16 protein-coding genes and 1 pseudogene are annotated in these 15,956 nt (G+C 43.7%); 10 read left to right on the forward strand and 7 right to left on the reverse strand.

What is annotated here, in order from left to right:
• Positions 1-6: 6 nt before the first annotated feature.
• The 3 genes from IHV80_RS09460 to IHV80_RS09470 form a co-directional block, all read right to left on the reverse strand.
• The gene (locus IHV80_RS09460) at positions 7-822 is read right to left on the reverse strand and encodes a TauD/TfdA dioxygenase family protein (RefSeq protein WP_192888857.1); all 816 of its coding nucleotides are present in this window, start codon (positions 820-822) and stop codon (positions 7-9) included.
• Between the two features lie 132 nt (positions 823-954).
• Positions 955-2,159 (reverse strand): IS3 family transposase gene (locus IHV80_RS09465; protein ID WP_192888858.1). Its coding sequence is split into 2 segments (ribosomal slippage): positions 955-1,772 and positions 1,772-2,159, totalling 1,206 coding nucleotides; the frame shifts between segments, so codons are not numbered across the junction.
• A gap of 238 nt (positions 2,160-2,397) precedes the next feature.
• Positions 2,398-3,300, reverse strand: a complete 903-nt coding sequence (locus IHV80_RS09470) for a Vmh family MBL fold metallo-hydrolase (RefSeq protein ID WP_192888859.1) — start codon at positions 3,298-3,300, stop codon at positions 2,398-2,400.
• 177 nt (positions 3,301-3,477) lie between these two features.
• Here IHV80_RS09470 and IHV80_RS09475 point away from each other — a divergent pair, with 177 nt between their 5' ends.
• The gene (locus tag IHV80_RS09475; protein WP_192888860.1) at positions 3,478-4,371 is read left to right on the forward strand and encodes a LysR family transcriptional regulator; all 894 of its coding nucleotides are present in this window, start codon (positions 3,478-3,480) and stop codon (positions 4,369-4,371) included.
• A 132-nt stretch (positions 4,372-4,503) separates the two neighbouring features.
• Positions 4,504-4,905 (forward strand): ACT domain-containing protein, encoded by a 402-nt coding sequence (locus IHV80_RS09480; protein ID WP_192888861.1) that lies wholly within the window; start codon positions 4,504-4,506, stop codon positions 4,903-4,905.
• Positions 4,906-5,006: 101 nt separating this feature from the next.
• On the opposite strand, the gene IHV80_RS09485 is transcribed toward IHV80_RS09480, so the two are convergent.
• On the reverse strand, positions 5,007-6,893 hold the full coding sequence (locus IHV80_RS09485) for a methyl-accepting chemotaxis protein (protein ID WP_192888862.1): 1,887 nt from the start codon (positions 6,891-6,893) through the stop codon (positions 5,007-5,009).
• Between the two features lie 305 nt (positions 6,894-7,198).
• On the opposite strand from IHV80_RS09485, the gene IHV80_RS09490 reads away from it, so the two are divergent.
• Complete coding sequence (locus IHV80_RS09490; protein ID WP_192888863.1) at positions 7,199-7,900, forward strand: helix-turn-helix transcriptional regulator; 702 nt, start codon at positions 7,199-7,201, stop codon at positions 7,898-7,900.
• A gap of 134 nt (positions 7,901-8,034) precedes the next feature.
• A complete protein-coding gene (locus IHV80_RS09495) occupies positions 8,035-8,394 on the forward strand; it encodes a VOC family protein (RefSeq protein WP_192888864.1) in 360 nt (119 codons plus the stop codon).
• A gap of 87 nt (positions 8,395-8,481) precedes the next feature.
• Here the strand turns inward: IHV80_RS09495 and IHV80_RS09500 are convergent, their stop codons facing one another.
• Positions 8,482-9,198 (reverse strand): DUF1826 domain-containing protein, encoded by a 717-nt coding sequence (locus tag IHV80_RS09500; protein WP_192890755.1) that lies wholly within the window; start codon positions 9,196-9,198, stop codon positions 8,482-8,484.
• A gap of 302 nt (positions 9,199-9,500) precedes the next feature.
• Between IHV80_RS09500 and IHV80_RS09505 the strand changes: the two genes are divergently transcribed.
• From IHV80_RS09505 to IHV80_RS09530, 6 genes are all read left to right on the forward strand, one after another.
• Entirely contained in the window at positions 9,501-10,073 is a 573-nt protein-coding gene (locus tag IHV80_RS09505) for a YceI family protein (protein WP_192888865.1), read from the forward strand.
• Positions 10,074-10,283: 210 nt separating this feature from the next.
• The gene (locus IHV80_RS09510; RefSeq protein WP_192888866.1) at positions 10,284-11,528 is read left to right on the forward strand and encodes an NADH:flavin oxidoreductase/NADH oxidase family protein; all 1,245 of its coding nucleotides are present in this window, start codon (positions 10,284-10,286) and stop codon (positions 11,526-11,528) included.
• Positions 11,529-11,692: 164 nt separating this feature from the next.
• A complete protein-coding gene (locus IHV80_RS09515) occupies positions 11,693-12,388 on the forward strand; it encodes a VC0807 family protein (RefSeq protein ID WP_192888867.1) in 696 nt (231 codons plus the stop codon).
• Positions 12,389-12,740: 352 nt separating this feature from the next.
• The gene (locus IHV80_RS09520) at positions 12,741-13,016 is read left to right on the forward strand and encodes an HU family DNA-binding protein (RefSeq protein ID WP_192888868.1); all 276 of its coding nucleotides are present in this window, start codon (positions 12,741-12,743) and stop codon (positions 13,014-13,016) included.
• 27 nt (positions 13,017-13,043) lie between these two features.
• On the forward strand, positions 13,044-13,190 hold the full coding sequence (locus IHV80_RS09525; protein ID WP_192888869.1) for a hypothetical protein: 147 nt from the start codon (positions 13,044-13,046) through the stop codon (positions 13,188-13,190).
• A gap of 284 nt (positions 13,191-13,474) precedes the next feature.
• Positions 13,475-14,389, forward strand: a complete 915-nt coding sequence (locus IHV80_RS09530; protein WP_192890756.1) for a VirK/YbjX family protein — start codon at positions 13,475-13,477, stop codon at positions 14,387-14,389.
• Between the two features lie 53 nt (positions 14,390-14,442).
• On the opposite strand, the gene IHV80_RS09535 is transcribed toward IHV80_RS09530, so the two are convergent.
• Both IHV80_RS09535 and IHV80_RS25505 read right to left on the reverse strand, forming a co-directional pair.
• The gene (locus IHV80_RS09535; RefSeq protein ID WP_192888870.1) at positions 14,443-15,123 is read right to left on the reverse strand and encodes a Crp/Fnr family transcriptional regulator; all 681 of its coding nucleotides are present in this window, start codon (positions 15,121-15,123) and stop codon (positions 14,443-14,445) included.
• Between the two features lie 90 nt (positions 15,124-15,213).
• A pseudogene (locus tag IHV80_RS25505) lies at positions 15,214-15,840 on the reverse strand (ISL3 family transposase).
• Positions 15,841-15,956 lie beyond the last annotated feature (116 nt).

Below are 15,956 nucleotides of genomic sequence, written 5' to 3' on the forward strand. Positions count from 1 at the left end.
CGAAAGCTAGGTCACTGTGACTCGGTGCATTTTTCTTGGGGTATCACCGTAATCAATTACCGCGTAATGCTGCGTTACCCTGTTGTCCCATATAGCCATTGATCCTTTGTCCCATTTAAAACGGACTTGAAACTCAGGGCGGCGCGCTATTTCAAACAGCTGACTGAGTAAAGTATCGCTCTCTTGTCGGTTAAGCTCATTGATATAACGAGTAAACTGTCCATTGATATAGAGCGTCTCTTTACCCGTTTCAGGATGGACTTGAACAACAGAGTGAACCACTGGCGGATTTTCCCGAGCTGTTTTGATTAACGACTTGTGCCAATCAAGTTCAATTTGGTCTGACTCTATGCCTTCAAACGCCACCAGCGAATGGGTCGCCGATAAGCCCCTCAGCTTTGCTTTCATGCCTTCATCTAACGAATCAAACACAGCAGTCATCGAACACCAAATCGTGTCCCCGCCTACGCTTGGAATATGTTGGGCATGCAACAAAGAAGCTTTCGATGGCAATTTGCGCCAGGTTAAATCGGTATGCCAATAGCTTTCCATCGGAGCATTGCCACGCATTGATTCTATCACGCTCACCTGAGGTACATGCTCGACGCGAGGAAAAAACGGATGCGCAGGTTCGAGTTGTCCAAATCGCTCTGCAATCATCAAGAGCTGCTCTGGCGAAAGGGTTTGATCATCCAGAAAAATTACTTGATGGGTAACAAGCGCCTGATAAACCTCATCGAGTTCAGTCGCACTGCATGTGGCGAGATCGACTCCATGGATACGAGCACCGATGTGAGGGGTAATGAGTTCGATTTTCAACATAAATTCGCTTATTGATGATGTGACATTTCAGAGTCAATTTAGATACTGACTATTAAACCGGACAATGATGAGTTTTCTTTCCACGCGCTTCTAATACATGACCCGTCCTGATATGGGTTGACACTTGATTGACTAAAACGCTCGATGTACTTCATCGGGCGTTTTGTATTTTAGAGCTGTGTGAGGCCTATATTCATTATAGATTTTTACTGATTCAGCGACCATTTTCTTTGCTTCATCTAAATCATTAGGCTTATTCAACAGATACTCCATCTTCAGTATTCCGTTGATCCTCTCTGCCAACGCATTCTGATAACAGTCATAGCCATCAGTCATTGAGCAAGATACATCATACTGTCGATGCAACTCTTGGTATTCAACAGAGCAGTACTGAACACCTCGATCTGAGTGATGGACAAGCTCACCTGTATTCTTCCGCTCTTTCAACGCGTTTAAAAAGGCCTGCTTGACCGTGCGAGCTTTCATATCATCACTTATGTGATAGCCCACGATTTTTCTTGAGTAAGCGTCCGTCACTAAACTGAGATAAGTACTACCACGCCGCGTTGCTAGATAAGTAATATCGGCAACCCATAATTGCTCTGGACCTTCCGGTATTAAGCCTTCTTTGATTCGATTTGGATGGCAGTAAAAGCGATGATTACTGTTTGTGGTTCGATGGTAAGCCCTTCGATTCTGTACTAATAATCGATTCATTCTCAGCAGAGAGAATAAGCGGTCTCGCCCGATTTCAATATCGTTTTGAGCAAGTAAATACTTGATCTTACGAGTCCCTATACGAGGGTGCATCATCCTTTGCTCCTTCACAAAACCGAGTACGGATTCATCTTTCTTTGTCTGATGAATTTCTGCAACACAGCGCTTGTAGAAAGCTTGTCGTGTAATACCTATGAAGTGACAAGCTTTAGTGACGGTCAACTTTCTGACCGTTTTTTCCTTAATAACTCGGCCTTGCGCTTCTTTGAAATTCGGACTCCGAAATCTCGATCCATGACTTTTACAACCGCTTCAAAGAACTGAGCTTTGAGCTGAGTTTCTTCTAATTGCTGCTCGAGTTCTTTGATTCGTTGCTCTGGGGTTTGAGTTGAGGAAGAGTTTGACATAGTCGCTCCTAACGCTCTCGATTGTTCTATTCCTTTAGACCAATCTAGTTGACCATGTTTGCGAAGCCAAACTAAAACGGTAGAGCGACCTTGGATCCCATAACGTTCTTGAGCTTGCTTATAAGTCATTTCGCCTTTTTCAACTTGGCTTACGACTGCCAATTTAAAGGCAAGAGAATAATCTCGTTGAGTACGTCTACTTGTTGTTTTCATGACACTCTCCAATTTCATGTTGGAAATGTGTCAACCATATTTAGGACGGTACAACATCAAAAAAAGAGCCCCTAAATAGGCGCTCTTTTCGTTTTTTGATACTTCCTGTATCCATAGACAAGTCCAATCTGTAGTACTTTCACTGAAAGCCAGATCATCGATATCTCCAGTTGTGTATCACCAATAAATCTAGCACACAATCTTCAGGTTTTTCTGAGATACAACCGAGATAATGAACTTAGTGCCACTCCATCTCACCGCTTAACACTTTTGCACCCAACTCTAGGTCACCTTCCGTCGCCTTAAATTGTGGGTATGCTTTCTTCATGTAATCACTGATATCAACAGACGTTGGCTTACTTGCACTTACCAGCGCATCTTCGATGTCCGCAACGTAATCCAATGTAAATTGAACGCCATCAGTACCTGTTGGCATCTCACCTAAGTAGTGCCCTGGAATGACCACCTCAGGCTCAAGAGCTTTCATGCGTTCTAAAGATTGTGACCACTGGCTACGAATCTCTTTTGATGCAGTATCTGCCATCCATACATGTACGCCACTATAAACCGACACTCCACCAAACACAGTTTTCTCAGACGGAACCCAGAGATAAGCTTGGTGTGTGTTGATTTCTCTCACTTCGATGGTTTCACCTTCAATGTCCAGCCTGGTGTCGTTAAGAACGGTTGGGACAATTACTTTAGACGGCGCATTGTCTTCTAAGATTGGGCCCCAGTATTCTAGTTTTGCATCTTTGGTACGCTTTATATGAGCAACGATCGCTTCACTGGCAACGACCTCAACGTTAGGAAATGCCGCAACAATTGGTTCCAATCCGAAGTAGAAATCAGGGTCGCCACTGCTGATGTAAACCATCGACAACTCTTTACCTGTAGCTTTGATTTGCTCCACCAGATTCTTTCCATCTGCGACGCTAAATTGCGCATCAAACAGAATCACTTCTTTCTCTCCTGAAACCAGCACAGAGGTTGCTGGGAATATCGCATTTTCACCCGGATTGTAATGAGTGATGTTTAGCTCAGCAGCAGAGACAACACTCGATGCTGCTAGCATGGCACCTAAACTCATTGTTCCTAAAAGCGCGGTTCTTGATAAAAGGATTTTAGATAACTTTTTCATAGCTTTATTCCGTTATTAAGAGCTGAACGCCTGCCAACTCATTGAGTGTGCAAACATCTTATTTAATTGGATTTAGATGAAATAGACATCAAATTAACTTTCACTGTTGCGATTTTCGGACATATACTGATTTTCTGTTAGCGATCAGATTCAAAAATTATTTGGGTAATAAGAACAATGGATAAACTTGAGGCAATGAATGTCTTTGTCACCATCGTTGAGCGTGGCAGTTTAAGTGCAGCAGCCGAACACCTTGAGCTCTCTCGAACCAAAGTCACTCGCTATTTGGGGGAACTAGAAAGCTGGATGGATACACGCTTGCTTCATAGAACCACTCGAAGCTTGAGCTTAACTAGCGCAGGAAAAGAGACGCTTGAAGTAGCAAGGGAGTTACTTGCCCTTGAAGCATCGTTAGCCGGTATCAGAAATCAAAGCCGCGAGCACTTAAAAGGCCAACTTCGTATTACCGCGAGTTATTCCATTATCGACAGTTTCTTGATGGACGTGATCAGCCGCTTCATAGCCAAGTGGCCAGAGGTAACAATTGATATCGTTTCTACCGATCAAACGGTTAATCTTGTTGAATCGCGTATTGATTTAGCAATTCGCATTACCAACGAGCTGACACCCAATATTGTCGCTAAACAGCTAGGTGAATGTCGCTCGGTGATTTGCGCGTCGCCTCAATATCTAAAAGAGAAAGGCACACCCAAAGATGCGCAAGAGCTAGCGCACCACAACTGTTTGTCGTTCAGTTACTTTGGTAAAACCGCATGGACATTTAATGGCCCGAATGGACTAGAATCAGTACCGATTAAAGGGAACATCAGTGCGAATACATCTGAAGTTCTGCTTTCTGCAACACTCAAAGGCAACGGTATCTGCTTACTGCCCTTCCCTTCAGTGGAAGACTTAATTGAAAACGGGTTATTGGTTCCTCTGCTCTCTGAGTGGAAACCCAAAACGCTGGGCGTGCACGCGGCTTATGGAACGCGTAAACAAATCACACCGCTGTTAAGATCCTTTATCGACCACCTATCTAACGAGATGGAACAATCGACAAGTTGGTAGGTAGGCCTTGTCATTAACAAAGCTGATGTGGAATAAGGATTATTCATTTTACTTATCTGTCACTCAACCCTATCGTGGTTAGATTATCCAATCCGCACCAACAAGTGCGTTAATTCTAATAGGGAAAAGATTATGCCTGCCATTACCGATTTAGACGTTCTTCTAAAATCGATGTCACCTGAGCTCATTGAAGGCAATTATGTTTTTTGTACTGTCGACGGGGCGTTGACAGATTATGTTCAACTAGACCCAATAGCGACTTTTCGTGAAAAAGAAGGCTTAACCTTGGTGCTAACAGAAGAAGCTGCAACTCAAGCGCAGTTAAATTTCGAGGGTGTATTTAGCCTAATTACTTTGTCGGTACACTCGAGCCTAGAAGCAGTAGGACTAACCGCAGCTTTTGCCAAAAAGCTAGGCTCACACGGCATTAGCGCCAACGTGATTGCCGGCTATTACCATGACCATATCTTCGTTCAAAAAGACAAAGCAGGCGAAGCAATGAGTGCGCTTAGAGAGTTTTCAGAAGCCAGCTAACAAAGAACGCTCTTCAGGTATAAAAAAAGCGACGTAATCTACGTCGCTTTGGCTTATTGCTTACTGTTCATTCACTGATCAGGCATCAGAGAGTGAGACAATTAAGCAAGCTTAAAAGTGGCCACTTTGTCACTTAAACCAGCGGCTTGGCTCTTAAGTTCATTCGACTCAGTTAAGCTGTCCTGAGCGCCCACAACTAGGTGGTCAGTGACATCTTTAATGGTCGTAATGTTCTGGGTAATTTCACCCGTCACGTGCGTTTGCTCTTCAGCGGCAGTCGCGATTTGAGTCGCCATGTCACTGATCAAAGCAACCGCGGTATTGATCTCCTCAAGCGCGTGCGAAGCTCTGTCTGCATCTTCTACTGAGTGTATTGCCAGTTTAGAGCTACTCTCCATAAGCTCAACGGCTTGGGTCGTTGTGCGCTGTAGAATATCAATCGTTGATTTGATCTCTTCCGTTGAAGAGTGAGTGCGTTGTGAAAGCACACGTACTTCATCTGCTACCACAGCAAAACCACGACCTTGTTCACCTGCACGAGCCGCTTCAATCGCCGCATTCAAAGCAAGTAAGTTAGTTTGCTCTGCAATGCCTTGGATTGTCGCCAATACGGTCGAGATCTCTTGAGCGTGCTTGTTAAGTTCGCTAATCACGTTGCCCGCTTCGTTCACTTCATTGGCCAAGTTATTAATTGAGCCTTTAGTGTCGACAACCAGAGCATGACCGCTATTAGTGCTTGTCGCTGAGTCTTGTGCAGCTTTTGCTGTTTGCTCTGCATGCGATGCAATCTCTTGAGTTGCGCAGGCCATTTCCGTTACAGCCGTTGCCACCATGGTGATTTCTTGCTGCTGATGGTTAAGTTCATCCACAGAACGGTTCGCGCGTTGAGCACTTTGCTCTGACTGGCTGTTTAACTGTTCTGACTGCCCACGAATATGACCAATCAACTGCTGTAAGCTACCCACAAAGGTATTGAAGTTATGAGCCAATTCACCTACTTCATCTTGGTTTTCGACATGAATACGTTGAGTTAAATCACCACTACCATTGGCGATTTGCGCCAATGCTTGAGATACGTGGTTCAACGGACGGAATAGAATCGTACACAGCAGGTTAAACAATATGGTACATACGATTACCACAAGTAATGTCACCAACACTTGACCAATCACTGCATCAAATAGTGGCGCTACCAAGGAGTCATGATTAACAACGCTGATGGTAATCAGGTTTGTTCCATCAATCGCACGCGCATACAGAACATAGTCACTGCCGTTCAAATCGATCGAAGTGTCTTTACCGCTCACCAACGCTTTTTGTACGTCGGAGAAATTCAACCCAAGCGAGCTGATATTCTTGTTCAGTAGCTTAGTATCTGCGTGCGTGTAAACCGTGCCTTTATTGGTCGCTATGAACATGTAACCTTCGCCCGGAAGGATCACCTTTTCAAGGCTATTAAGGATGTCGGTAATTTCTACATCTGCACCCAAAACAACCTGCTGACCGTGCAATTGCATTGCGGTACCCAACGACACAACGTTAGCACCCGTTGCAGCAGCAACCGTTGGGTTGTCCATGAACACTTTACTTGGGTTCGCAACCGCATTGGTGTACCAACCCCATAGACGCGGATCATCATTACCCGGTGGCAGTACCACTCCGTTAGCGTTCTTTTGCGAACCATCAGGGAATGCCAAGAAGACATTATCAAAAGAGGCAGAATCACGAACCTGTTTTAGGTGAGTCACCAAGCTTTCTTGTTTGGATTCTTGCGAAAGAGAAGTGAGCGCGCGCTCTTTGGATAAGATCCAATCCGATACATATTGATTGTAAGAAGCCGATGCGCCCTCTAAGCGCTGTTCAACTTCAGTATCCAACCTTTGCAGTGAAGCACGAAACGACAATGCCTCGACTAAAATCCCCCCCAGGATAATGGCCATACTGGCAGAGATCGCCAGCTTATTCTTAAGCGAAAGTTTCTTGAACATAGAAAACCTATAATTTTTGTATAAATAACCGTGGGTAACAGAACCGTTCCCATGCGGTAGCAAGCCCAATATATTTTACACATTAAAATAAATAATAGAACGGGCTAACTCATTGTATTATCGATATATGTGAACCAATAGCAGATCCAGATCAATTCACAATCGAAAGAATGATATACGTTAAGTTGCGCCGTCAAAGCCCTCACAAAAATGCCGAGCCTTTTGCTTCATTTGTAACAATCCAAATAGCGTCCACATTACCAATGCATTAACCTTACAACTCGTTATGTCATTAGAGTTTTTCTATGTCCCGAAGCCAACGCCTCTTCGACCTGCTCCAATTATTGCGCTGTCATAAATACCCAGTTTCCGCTGACTACTTGGCTATTGAGCTCAATGTGAGTACTCGCACCATTTATCGCGATATCGTGACACTGCAAGCACAAGGTGCTGAAATTGATGGTGAAGCTGGTGTGGGTTATCAATTGAAACCCACCTTCACTCTCCCACCGATGATGTTTTCAACGGAAGAATTGGAAGCGTTACGGCTTGGCGCTGAATGGGTAGCCAAGCAAGCCAATGGGGAATTCAGTGAATCGGCTAGAAATGCCATTGCCAAGATTTCTGCGGTGTTACCTGCTGACCACCAGGCCAAACGCAGTGAAGACATTGTGCGTGTTGCTTCAATCATTGAGGTTGCAGAGTTAGCCATCGAACTGTCAGATATTAAGCTAGCAATTAAGCAGCAGAACAAAACTGATATTCATTACACAGACGCAAAAGCTAATGTGAGTTCAAGAATCGTTTGGCCAATGTTGATTGGCTTATTCGAACAACACTATGTTTTGGTCGCTTGGTGTGAAGCGCGAAATGCTTATCGTAATTTCAGGTTAGATAGAATTACTGAATGGAAAATGCTTGAGGAAAAGTATCAACGTCCGCGTCATGACTTGATCAAAGATTGGCAGAACATAGAAGGCATTGCAGATAAAGTGATTCGCTACTGACAAAAACTGTCACTGGCACGCGCTATATTTCTCTCAACCCAAGCTAACTCGATGGAAATCAAGTTGCCCGAAGACAAAGCTGGGTTAACTCAACACCAATACCGCAAATCAAATTGACTAGCCTAGGAGCTATTATGTTTACCATTGATTCATTTGTTCTTTATGTCGCAGACATTCATCGCAGCATGGACTTTTATGCAAAAGCATTTGATTGCGAGCCAAAGCTTCTATCACCGACCTTTGCGGCCTTAGACTTTGCAGACAACGTTAAAATCACACTCAAACAGTCTGATGTTCTAACACCAGCAAGTACCATTAAGGGTGGCGGTACTGAGCTCTCTATGCCTGTTGCTAATAAGGATACACTGGAAAACCTCTATAAAGCCTGGAAAGAAAAAGATATCCAGTTTGAGCAAGCGCCAGAAGAATCCGTTTACGGCATCAACTTCCTCGCGGTTGACCCAGACGGACACCGTATCCGCGTCTTCGCTTAAATGAGTGAGAGCAATCTGCATTTAAGCCGCTTGCTCATCTCATCTCATCTCATCTCATCTCATCTCATCTCATCTCATAAAAGCTTATTAGCCGAAATCTAACGTCAGCAACAATCGTGTCTCGTCAGATGAAGTTACGGGGGAACGATGCACAAGACCCGCATTTTCATTGCCACTCCAACTCCCCCCTTTTAATAACGCCACATCACCACTCGCCATTTGTTGAATGTCAGATTCATGAGTATATAAGCCTGAAGCAGAATCTGGCTGTCCATTGGCCCCTCGTCCTAGCTTCGAACGGTCAACCGCGTAGTTTGGCAACCATTGAGTCGCGATACCGTGATAAGTCGTTACTAAGCGGCAAGGTACTTGGTCAAAATGAAAACGGGGACACATCGACTTATTCAGAACCGCTAGACGCAGCCCTACTTCTTCAAGCTCAAATAAACAACAGAACATATCCACCAACTCTGCCATATTTTCTAATAGCGCTTTAGAGGCCGTTCCGTCGGTCGCAAACTCTAATTTCTCATAAGCGTTGTATAGAGACACGCTAATAGACTTACTAAAGTTTGGGTTAGAAGCGATAAACTCACTGATCGCACCTGTTAAGTCAGCATCAAATGTACGCCGCCAAATCGCAATATTGATATCGCTTTGATAGATATCTGCCAGTACCGTTGGCTGCTCAGAAGCACTAAAGCATGGCTTGTGACTCGCCTGATCCTTGATACTCGCCGCGGAGCTAATGTTAAGTGGCTGATTGCTATTGGTTGTCAAAGGCTTCGTTAACACGGCATTCATTACGTCATCTCCTTGATACATGCTCATCGTGTCCCTCTTAGCACTATGATCGCTATTCGCAGTAAGAATTATTTTTAGTTATGTTATAACATAACTAAAAATACACAAGTAACTTAGCCGATCATGGTTCCAATAATATGGCGATGCTCTACCTTCCTGAGGTAATTTGACGAATGCTAGACTAAGCTTTTATCTATCTTTGTTTTCCAAAAGATGTGCTCTAAAAGATGTGCCAAAGAAGTTCTTTAAGCGAACGGCTCCATAACGTTAAACCTGTAAATTCATCAATGTGGTGACCACTTATGAAAAAACTAATACCAACGCTCGGTCTGTTTTGTATCCTCATTTCTGCGACATCTTTTGCAGAAACGGGTTACACGTTAGATCCAAGGTTATCGAACGTTACATTCGCAACCATTAAGAAGCAGTTTGTAGTGGAGCCCGCGTCGATAAAGCCTTTATCCGGAGGGCTGACAGAAGAGGGTCAGTTTTCCATATTGTTAGACTTGAAGAGCGTCAGTACCGGAGTCTCGATTCGCGACCAGCGACTCAATGAGCTCTACTTTGAATCGATGACTTTCCCTGAAGTGAAGATCTCCGGAAAGGTTGACCCTGCAATGCTATCTGGCGACCCGCAAAATACGACCATCGCTGCCGAAGTCACCTTGCATGGCGTTACCAAAACCATCGACTTCCCGGTTATAGTTGTTCCGTCTGAAGGTTTTGTCATGGTCAATTCAACATCAACCATCATCGTCAATGGCGCTGATTTTGGAATTTCGACGGAAAATCTCAACAAGCTTTCTGCAACCGTTGGAGGGCTAGCGATTTCCGACAAGGTTCCGCTAAGCTTCAATCTACTCTTCGACAAGTAATGGTTTTATCATCTCTTTCTGACTCCCTCTAAGCTCTCCCTTTCCTATTAAGGTGAGAGCTTAAGCGGAGAATACCCCGTCATTCTTAATGCTTATAAAGTCCCAAACAAAGGCAGAACAGGGTTCAACAAAGCCGAATTGCTCGGAACGAACGACCAAATAGGTCATACTAGAGCTCTCATAAAAAAAGCCCATAGCCGCCAAAACCGTATGAACTCTATTACCCTCAATGAACCTTTCACCCTAATCAATGGCCAAGTGATTAAGAATCGCCTGTTTAAATCAGCGATGAGCGAACAACTTGGCGACAAACACCACAACCCGACAATCGGTTTAGTTAACCTCTATCAACGCTGGGCGAACGGTGGAATTGGCTTGTCGATGACTGGTAACGTAATGGTCGATAGGAATGCACTCGGTGAACCGAAAAACGTCGTTTTGGATGAGCAAAGTGACTTAACCGTTTTTCGCCAATGGGCTAACGCCGGAAAGCAAAACGGATCACAAATATGGATGCAGCTTAATCACCCAGGCAAACAGATCCCTAAGTTCTTATGCAATGAACCCGTCGCTCCCTCAGCCATATCATTAGGTCGAGGATTAGAGAAAGGCTTCAACACTCCAAGAGCACTCAATGATAACGAGATCCATGACGTTATTAATAAGTTCATCCTGAGTGCTAAGCTCGCCAAACAAGCTGGCTTTACTGGTGTACAAATCCATGGCGCTCATGGTTACCTTGTCAGCCAATTTTTGTCGGCAAGACACAACCAACGCGACGATAAATGGGGCGGATCATTGGAAAACAGACTTCGATTCGTACTCGAAGTGTATCGTGGTATCCGAAAAGAAGTGGGCGATGATTTCTCTGTTGGTATCAAGCTTAACAGTGCCGACTTTATGAAAGGTGGCTTCACGGAAGAGGAGTCAATGCAAGTTGTAAAAGCATTGAGCGAAGACGGAATCGACTTAATCGAAATATCAGGCGGCACTTACGAGAGTCCGTCGATGATGGGATCTAAGAACAAAGGTGAACCAATAAAGGCAAGCACACTCAAACGTGAAGCCTACTTTATGGATTACATGGTTAAGGCGAGGAAGCTGGTCAGCACGCCTCTCGTGGTCACTGGTGGCTTTAGAACCGCACAAGCAATGAATGACGCATTAAACACATCCGCGACTGACTTTATCGGTATAGCGAGAACCATGGCGGTTGATCCTGACTTCCCCAATAAGTTAATTGAAAACCCAGAATACGGAATGCCACTAACCGTGCCTACCACAGGGAAACCTTCATTAGATAGAATCGCGGTGGTTGGATTGGTTTGGTACGAACATCAAATGTGGCGAATGGCCGCAGGAAAAAACACCGACCCTAGATTAAGTGCTCTTGGAGTCGTGGTTAAAACGATTTTCAGTGCAGGTTGGCAAGCCTTCAAGAAACGCAGAGCGTAAAGTATTTAACGTATTTATTCTTGAGAATTGAAGTCCTTACACTCCAAAAGATGTCGTTGGTGTCACATGTCGTTACACAGCATGATGCCTTAAGGCTTTACATCTTGGGCGAGGTAAACAACAATCCCTGAGAATAAATCCATAACATAATGTATTTAGAAATTATGAGTAACACAGAAAACAAAAAATCTAGCCCTCTTTTCGAAATCGTTTTTAACGTCTTTCTTCCTTCATTCATCTTAATGAAGTTTAGTGGAGAGGAACATCTAGGAACCGGTTTAGCTCTGCTGGTCGCACTCGCTTTTCCTATCGCTTACGGTGGTATGGAGTTGATCCGCAACAAGAAGTTTAACTTCATCGCAGCACTTGGCTTTGTGAGTGTGTTATTGACGGGTGGTATTGGCTTCTTCGAGTTAGACACTCGTTGGTTAGCGCTAAAAGAAGCATTAATTCCAGGTTTGATTGGCCTGGCAGTACTTGGCTCTACGTTCACTCGCTACCCGTTCATCCAAAAGGTTATCTTCACTCCTGCACTATTAAACATCTCTCTTATTGAAGAGCGTTTAAGACAGTTTGGCCATCAAGCTAAGTTTGATCGTTGCCTAATGACATCAAACTACATGTTCGCTAGTACGTTCGCCTTCTCTTCAGCGATGAACTACTTCTTAGCAACTTGGATTGTGACAAGCCCAGCTGGCACAGCAGCCTTTAATGAAGAACTTGGTAAGCTGACACTTTACAGCTACCCAGCAATCGCAATCCCAAGCATGCTGATGATGTTAGGTATTTTCTACTACATCTGGCGCCAAGTTCGTACTATGACGTCATTGGAAACAGAACAGATTTTTATTACTAAGTAGCTCTTACCGAACGTCCTTGGAAACACACACCAAAAGCTCAGCACATTCGCTGGGCTTTTTCGTTTTACTCTCTCGTTGGTCGATCGATGGAATTTCATCTTTGATCGATCAAATGAATCACATTTATAATTCGAGGTCAGTTTTCTTAGATTGGCTCAAGTAACTCACTTTAAATCCATAATAATCAACGAATTCCATTGATTGAACCGACAGATGCTTTTATAGTCGATTTTGTTGGTTACTTTACAAAGCCCTACCCAATCACTGACATTATCTCAATTGCTATTGATAAGATCGTATCAGCTAGGTGCTAAAGGTAGACGCCAGCCGTACTCAATAAGGAATATAGATTATGAACAAATCTCAATTAGTTGAACACATCGCGACTTCTGCAGACATCTCAAAAGACCAAGCGGGCACAGCGTTAAATGCTCTCGTTGAAGGCATCTCTACTACGCTTGCTAACGGCGATGATGTGTCCATCCTTGGATTTGGCAGTTTTAAAGTGAACACTCGTGCTGCACGCACTGGTCGTAACCCACGAACTGGAGAAGAGATTCAAATTTCAGCATCAAAAACGCCAGCCTTTAAAGCAGGTAAAGCTTTAAAAGAGGCATGCAACCTTTAACACCGCAATACAACAAGGAAAGTTACGATGACTAAGCCAAAAGAAAAAGCGAAAACCAGTCGCAGTAAAAAAGCTGGCAAGTCTACTAAAGCACAAGCCGAAACGCCCAAAACTCGTCAACGTATCGAAGAGCTTATGGAACAGCGTGAATTGGCCAAACTGTTAGAGTTATAGATTGTTATCGTTCAAATGCCACTGCAGACCTGTAGTGGCATTGTTTGTTTAAGGGCCAGCGCCTACAACAAATACCCCTCTCCCACATGACCCCCTTCACGATTAATAGAGACAAACGCACAAGTTATGACCACTAAGTAACTGATTCAGTTACATTGCTATACATACCCATACATACCCACATGACACTTTTCATTATCATCATTTCCCTTGTTGTTTATGAGAATAAAGGAAGTAATCGCGACACTGATGTGTACGTGCTGTGCTTCTTTGTTGAGGTGATTATGAATGTAGTTCGCATGGGAATTGATGCTAATGTCCATAAGAATAAAGGAAAGTACAAGGCGATAGTTAAGTTCGCTGTTCGTGCACTGTTTTATTATTCAGATACTAAAAAAATGAGTGAGAACTTCAGCTCAGTCGAGAGAAAACTCTTATTCAAAAAGCAGCCAAATTTCCTATCTAAGTTTGTCACCCCTTACTTGTGTACTGACTTCAGTAAAAAAGAAAAAATCGAAATATTATCAAAGCATTATGATTGGTTTGAAGACAAGTTCACGACAGAAGCGCGCCATCAAATTTATAACGAAAGACTTAACCTTTTAGAGCTTGAGATCGACGAGCAAACCTACTTGCTAAACCTGAGTTTTGAAAGAAATGCGAGAAAAGAAGGCGAACTCACTCTCTCCCTTACTGATTCCATGTTGAACAAAATGTACACCATATCATTCTCTGTTTTTAACGATGATATCTACATTGGTGGCGTTCAAGGCGGTGCAAACGACAATGGCTTCAGCCGCACATTCACAAAAGCATTTTATGGTTTGAGACCCAAATCCTTCATGGTAGAAACCCTTCGATTGATGGCGACCAGTCTGGGAATTAATCACATCTACGCGGTCAACGAGTCTGGACATGTCTCGAACTCATTACGATATGGGAAGAAAGGGAAAGAGATAAGCCTCAAGTATAATTGCTTGTGGGAAGAGCATGACGGACAACAACATGACAAATGTTTTTACGCTCTACCTATCCACTCAACAAGGAAAGATCTTGAGGCGCTTAAACGCCAGAAACGCAAACTATATCGCGAGCGCTATGCTTGGTTAGATCAGTACGAGCAAGACCTGCAGAACATAATCAGTCAGCACACCCACGGTGCTGACATGCCACCAATTCAACTAGCAAAAGCTAGCTGATTTAATTCTGTTGAATAGATCACTAGGCCTCGCAATCACGGGGCCTTTGAGTTTCACTCATACGAATCAATAAAGGCTTGAAGTGCTTGCTGGTCGATAATTTCCAACCCTTGTTGCCCTTTCTTGATGAAGCCTTTATCGAGTAAGTCTTTGACTGCCCTTCGGTATACTCTGCTCGATGTGCCGAAACGTTCTGCTTCTTGATTCACTTTATCGAAGCCGCCTAACACGGTATTGGTCTGGCTTTGCACCAACAAATCGTAGGCAATGTTATAGGTAATTGAGTGTAAAAGGCGATTGGTGTAAATACCCATCGAGTCTTGGTAATCTTCGGCCAGTGCCGAGGCGAAAAAGAACATCATCTCCGGATTTTCATGTAGCGCTTCTGATAGTTTCTGGATACAAATAACATCAACCTGCATGTGTTCATCTGCCACTACATTCCATTGGCAAGGCGTTTGAGTGAAGAACTCCATCTCGCCAAAGATATGATAGTCGCAATTCACCTCTCCTAGTTGAAAGCGTCGCCCATTAGCCGCAGAGATGCTCATAGAGACTTTCCCAGCAGGCACAACATAGAGATGCTGAAGCTGTTCACCTTGGCGCAAGATTTCATCATTCTTATTAAAATAACGCGAGCTAACTTGGTGTTGGTAGATGAGAGCTTTAAAATCTGAGCTTTTGTGTTCTAGGTAGTTTTTAAAACGTCCGCTTGAGTATGGTGCGATCTTCATACTAATTGTCTCTCATGGCATGAGCTATTGTTGCTGCTGCTGCTAGCGATTGTAGCGGCTTAAACCAAAGGAGAGAACAATAAAAAAGGTTCATCGCGGCTTTCCGAGGAAGCCGCTTTTATCTTCAAGAAGAAATAGTCTGTATCTCGATATCCACACTCCATTCGTTTGATTAACTTTATCTTGTTATTTAGCCCTTCAAGTGTACAACTGTTTAACGGATAACTTGCCGATGCGATAATACCGTGAAGATAAAGCCTCAGTTTTCGTGCGAACTCTTTCAATGGCTTAATTCCACTCTCTTGGACCTGTTCATACCACGCCTCCCAAAGTCCCTTAGCGTGCCTTTCTGATTCACAATACCAAAGCTCTTTGAGTTGTGCTCCGAGTATATAAGTGGTCATCAAGTCCTTATTGATATTCAATATTTCAGTAAGATGGCTATCTTGTCGTGCATTTAAGTTGCCTCTGTTTTTATACCGCAATCACGACATTTAACCCTTCGTGTTTGAACGGAAAGTTCAACAGGAACACCGAGCAACATGGCCTCTTCACATGACGCCGTTAATACTCATGGATAGCTTCGGCTTCAAGACCACAAAGGCATTTAGCCTCAGAGTTAGGTTTAAGAGTCAGGGTAATAAGTGATGCTGTCTGGTGAGACTTTACTAGTTGAAAGCCTTCCCAGAATGAAGATAGGAAAATGTGATTCGGCAAGGGAACGGTAGTTTGTGTATGATTTTTGTTTGGCGACTCAACCATATCACTTACTACCGTTTTTTGTTTTTAGTTCCCGCGAATCCGCGATGAACCTTTTAAATCAGCAAGCAACG

The sequence above is a fragment of the Vibrio bathopelagicus genome (assembly GCF_014879975.1).
In the GTDB taxonomy this organism is placed as follows: Bacteria; Pseudomonadota; Gammaproteobacteria; order Enterobacterales; family Vibrionaceae; genus Vibrio; species Vibrio bathopelagicus.

Excerpts from the sequence above, each read along its gene's own strand:
- IHV80_RS09460 (WP_192888857.1), bottom strand. The coding sequence starts at position 822 with ATGTTGAAAATCGAACTCATTACCCCTCACATCGGTGCTCGTATCCAT.
- IHV80_RS09530 (WP_192890756.1), top strand. The coding sequence starts at position 13,475 with ATGAATGTAGTTCGCATGGGAATTGATGCTAATGTCCATAAGAATAAA.
- IHV80_RS09535 (WP_192888870.1), bottom strand. The coding sequence starts at position 15,123 with ATGAAGATCGCACCATACTCAAGCGGACGTTTTAAAAACTACCTAGAA.
- IHV80_RS09505 (WP_192888865.1), top strand. The coding sequence starts at position 9,501 with ATGAAAAAACTAATACCAACGCTCGGTCTGTTTTGTATCCTCATTTCT.
- IHV80_RS09490 (WP_192888863.1), top strand. The coding sequence starts at position 7,199 with ATGTCCCGAAGCCAACGCCTCTTCGACCTGCTCCAATTATTGCGCTGT.
- IHV80_RS09510 (WP_192888866.1), top strand. The coding sequence starts at position 10,284 with ATGAACTCTATTACCCTCAATGAACCTTTCACCCTAATCAATGGCCAA.
- IHV80_RS09515 (WP_192888867.1), top strand. The coding sequence starts at position 11,693 with ATGAGTAACACAGAAAACAAAAAATCTAGCCCTCTTTTCGAAATCGTT.
- IHV80_RS09485 (WP_192888862.1), bottom strand. The coding sequence starts at position 6,893 with ATGTTCAAGAAACTTTCGCTTAAGAATAAGCTGGCGATCTCTGCCAGT.
- IHV80_RS09495 (WP_192888864.1), top strand. The coding sequence starts at position 8,035 with ATGTTTACCATTGATTCATTTGTTCTTTATGTCGCAGACATTCATCGC.
- IHV80_RS09525 (WP_192888869.1), top strand. The coding sequence starts at position 13,044 with ATGACTAAGCCAAAAGAAAAAGCGAAAACCAGTCGCAGTAAAAAAGCT.
- IHV80_RS09520 (WP_192888868.1), top strand. The coding sequence starts at position 12,741 with ATGAACAAATCTCAATTAGTTGAACACATCGCGACTTCTGCAGACATC.
- IHV80_RS09480 (WP_192888861.1), top strand. The coding sequence starts at position 4,504 with ATGCCTGCCATTACCGATTTAGACGTTCTTCTAAAATCGATGTCACCT.
- IHV80_RS09475 (WP_192888860.1), top strand. The coding sequence starts at position 3,478 with ATGGATAAACTTGAGGCAATGAATGTCTTTGTCACCATCGTTGAGCGT.
- IHV80_RS09470 (WP_192888859.1), bottom strand. The coding sequence starts at position 3,300 with ATGAAAAAGTTATCTAAAATCCTTTTATCAAGAACCGCGCTTTTAGGA.
- IHV80_RS09500 (WP_192890755.1), bottom strand. The coding sequence starts at position 9,198 with ATGAATGCCGTGTTAACGAAGCCTTTGACAACCAATAGCAATCAGCCA.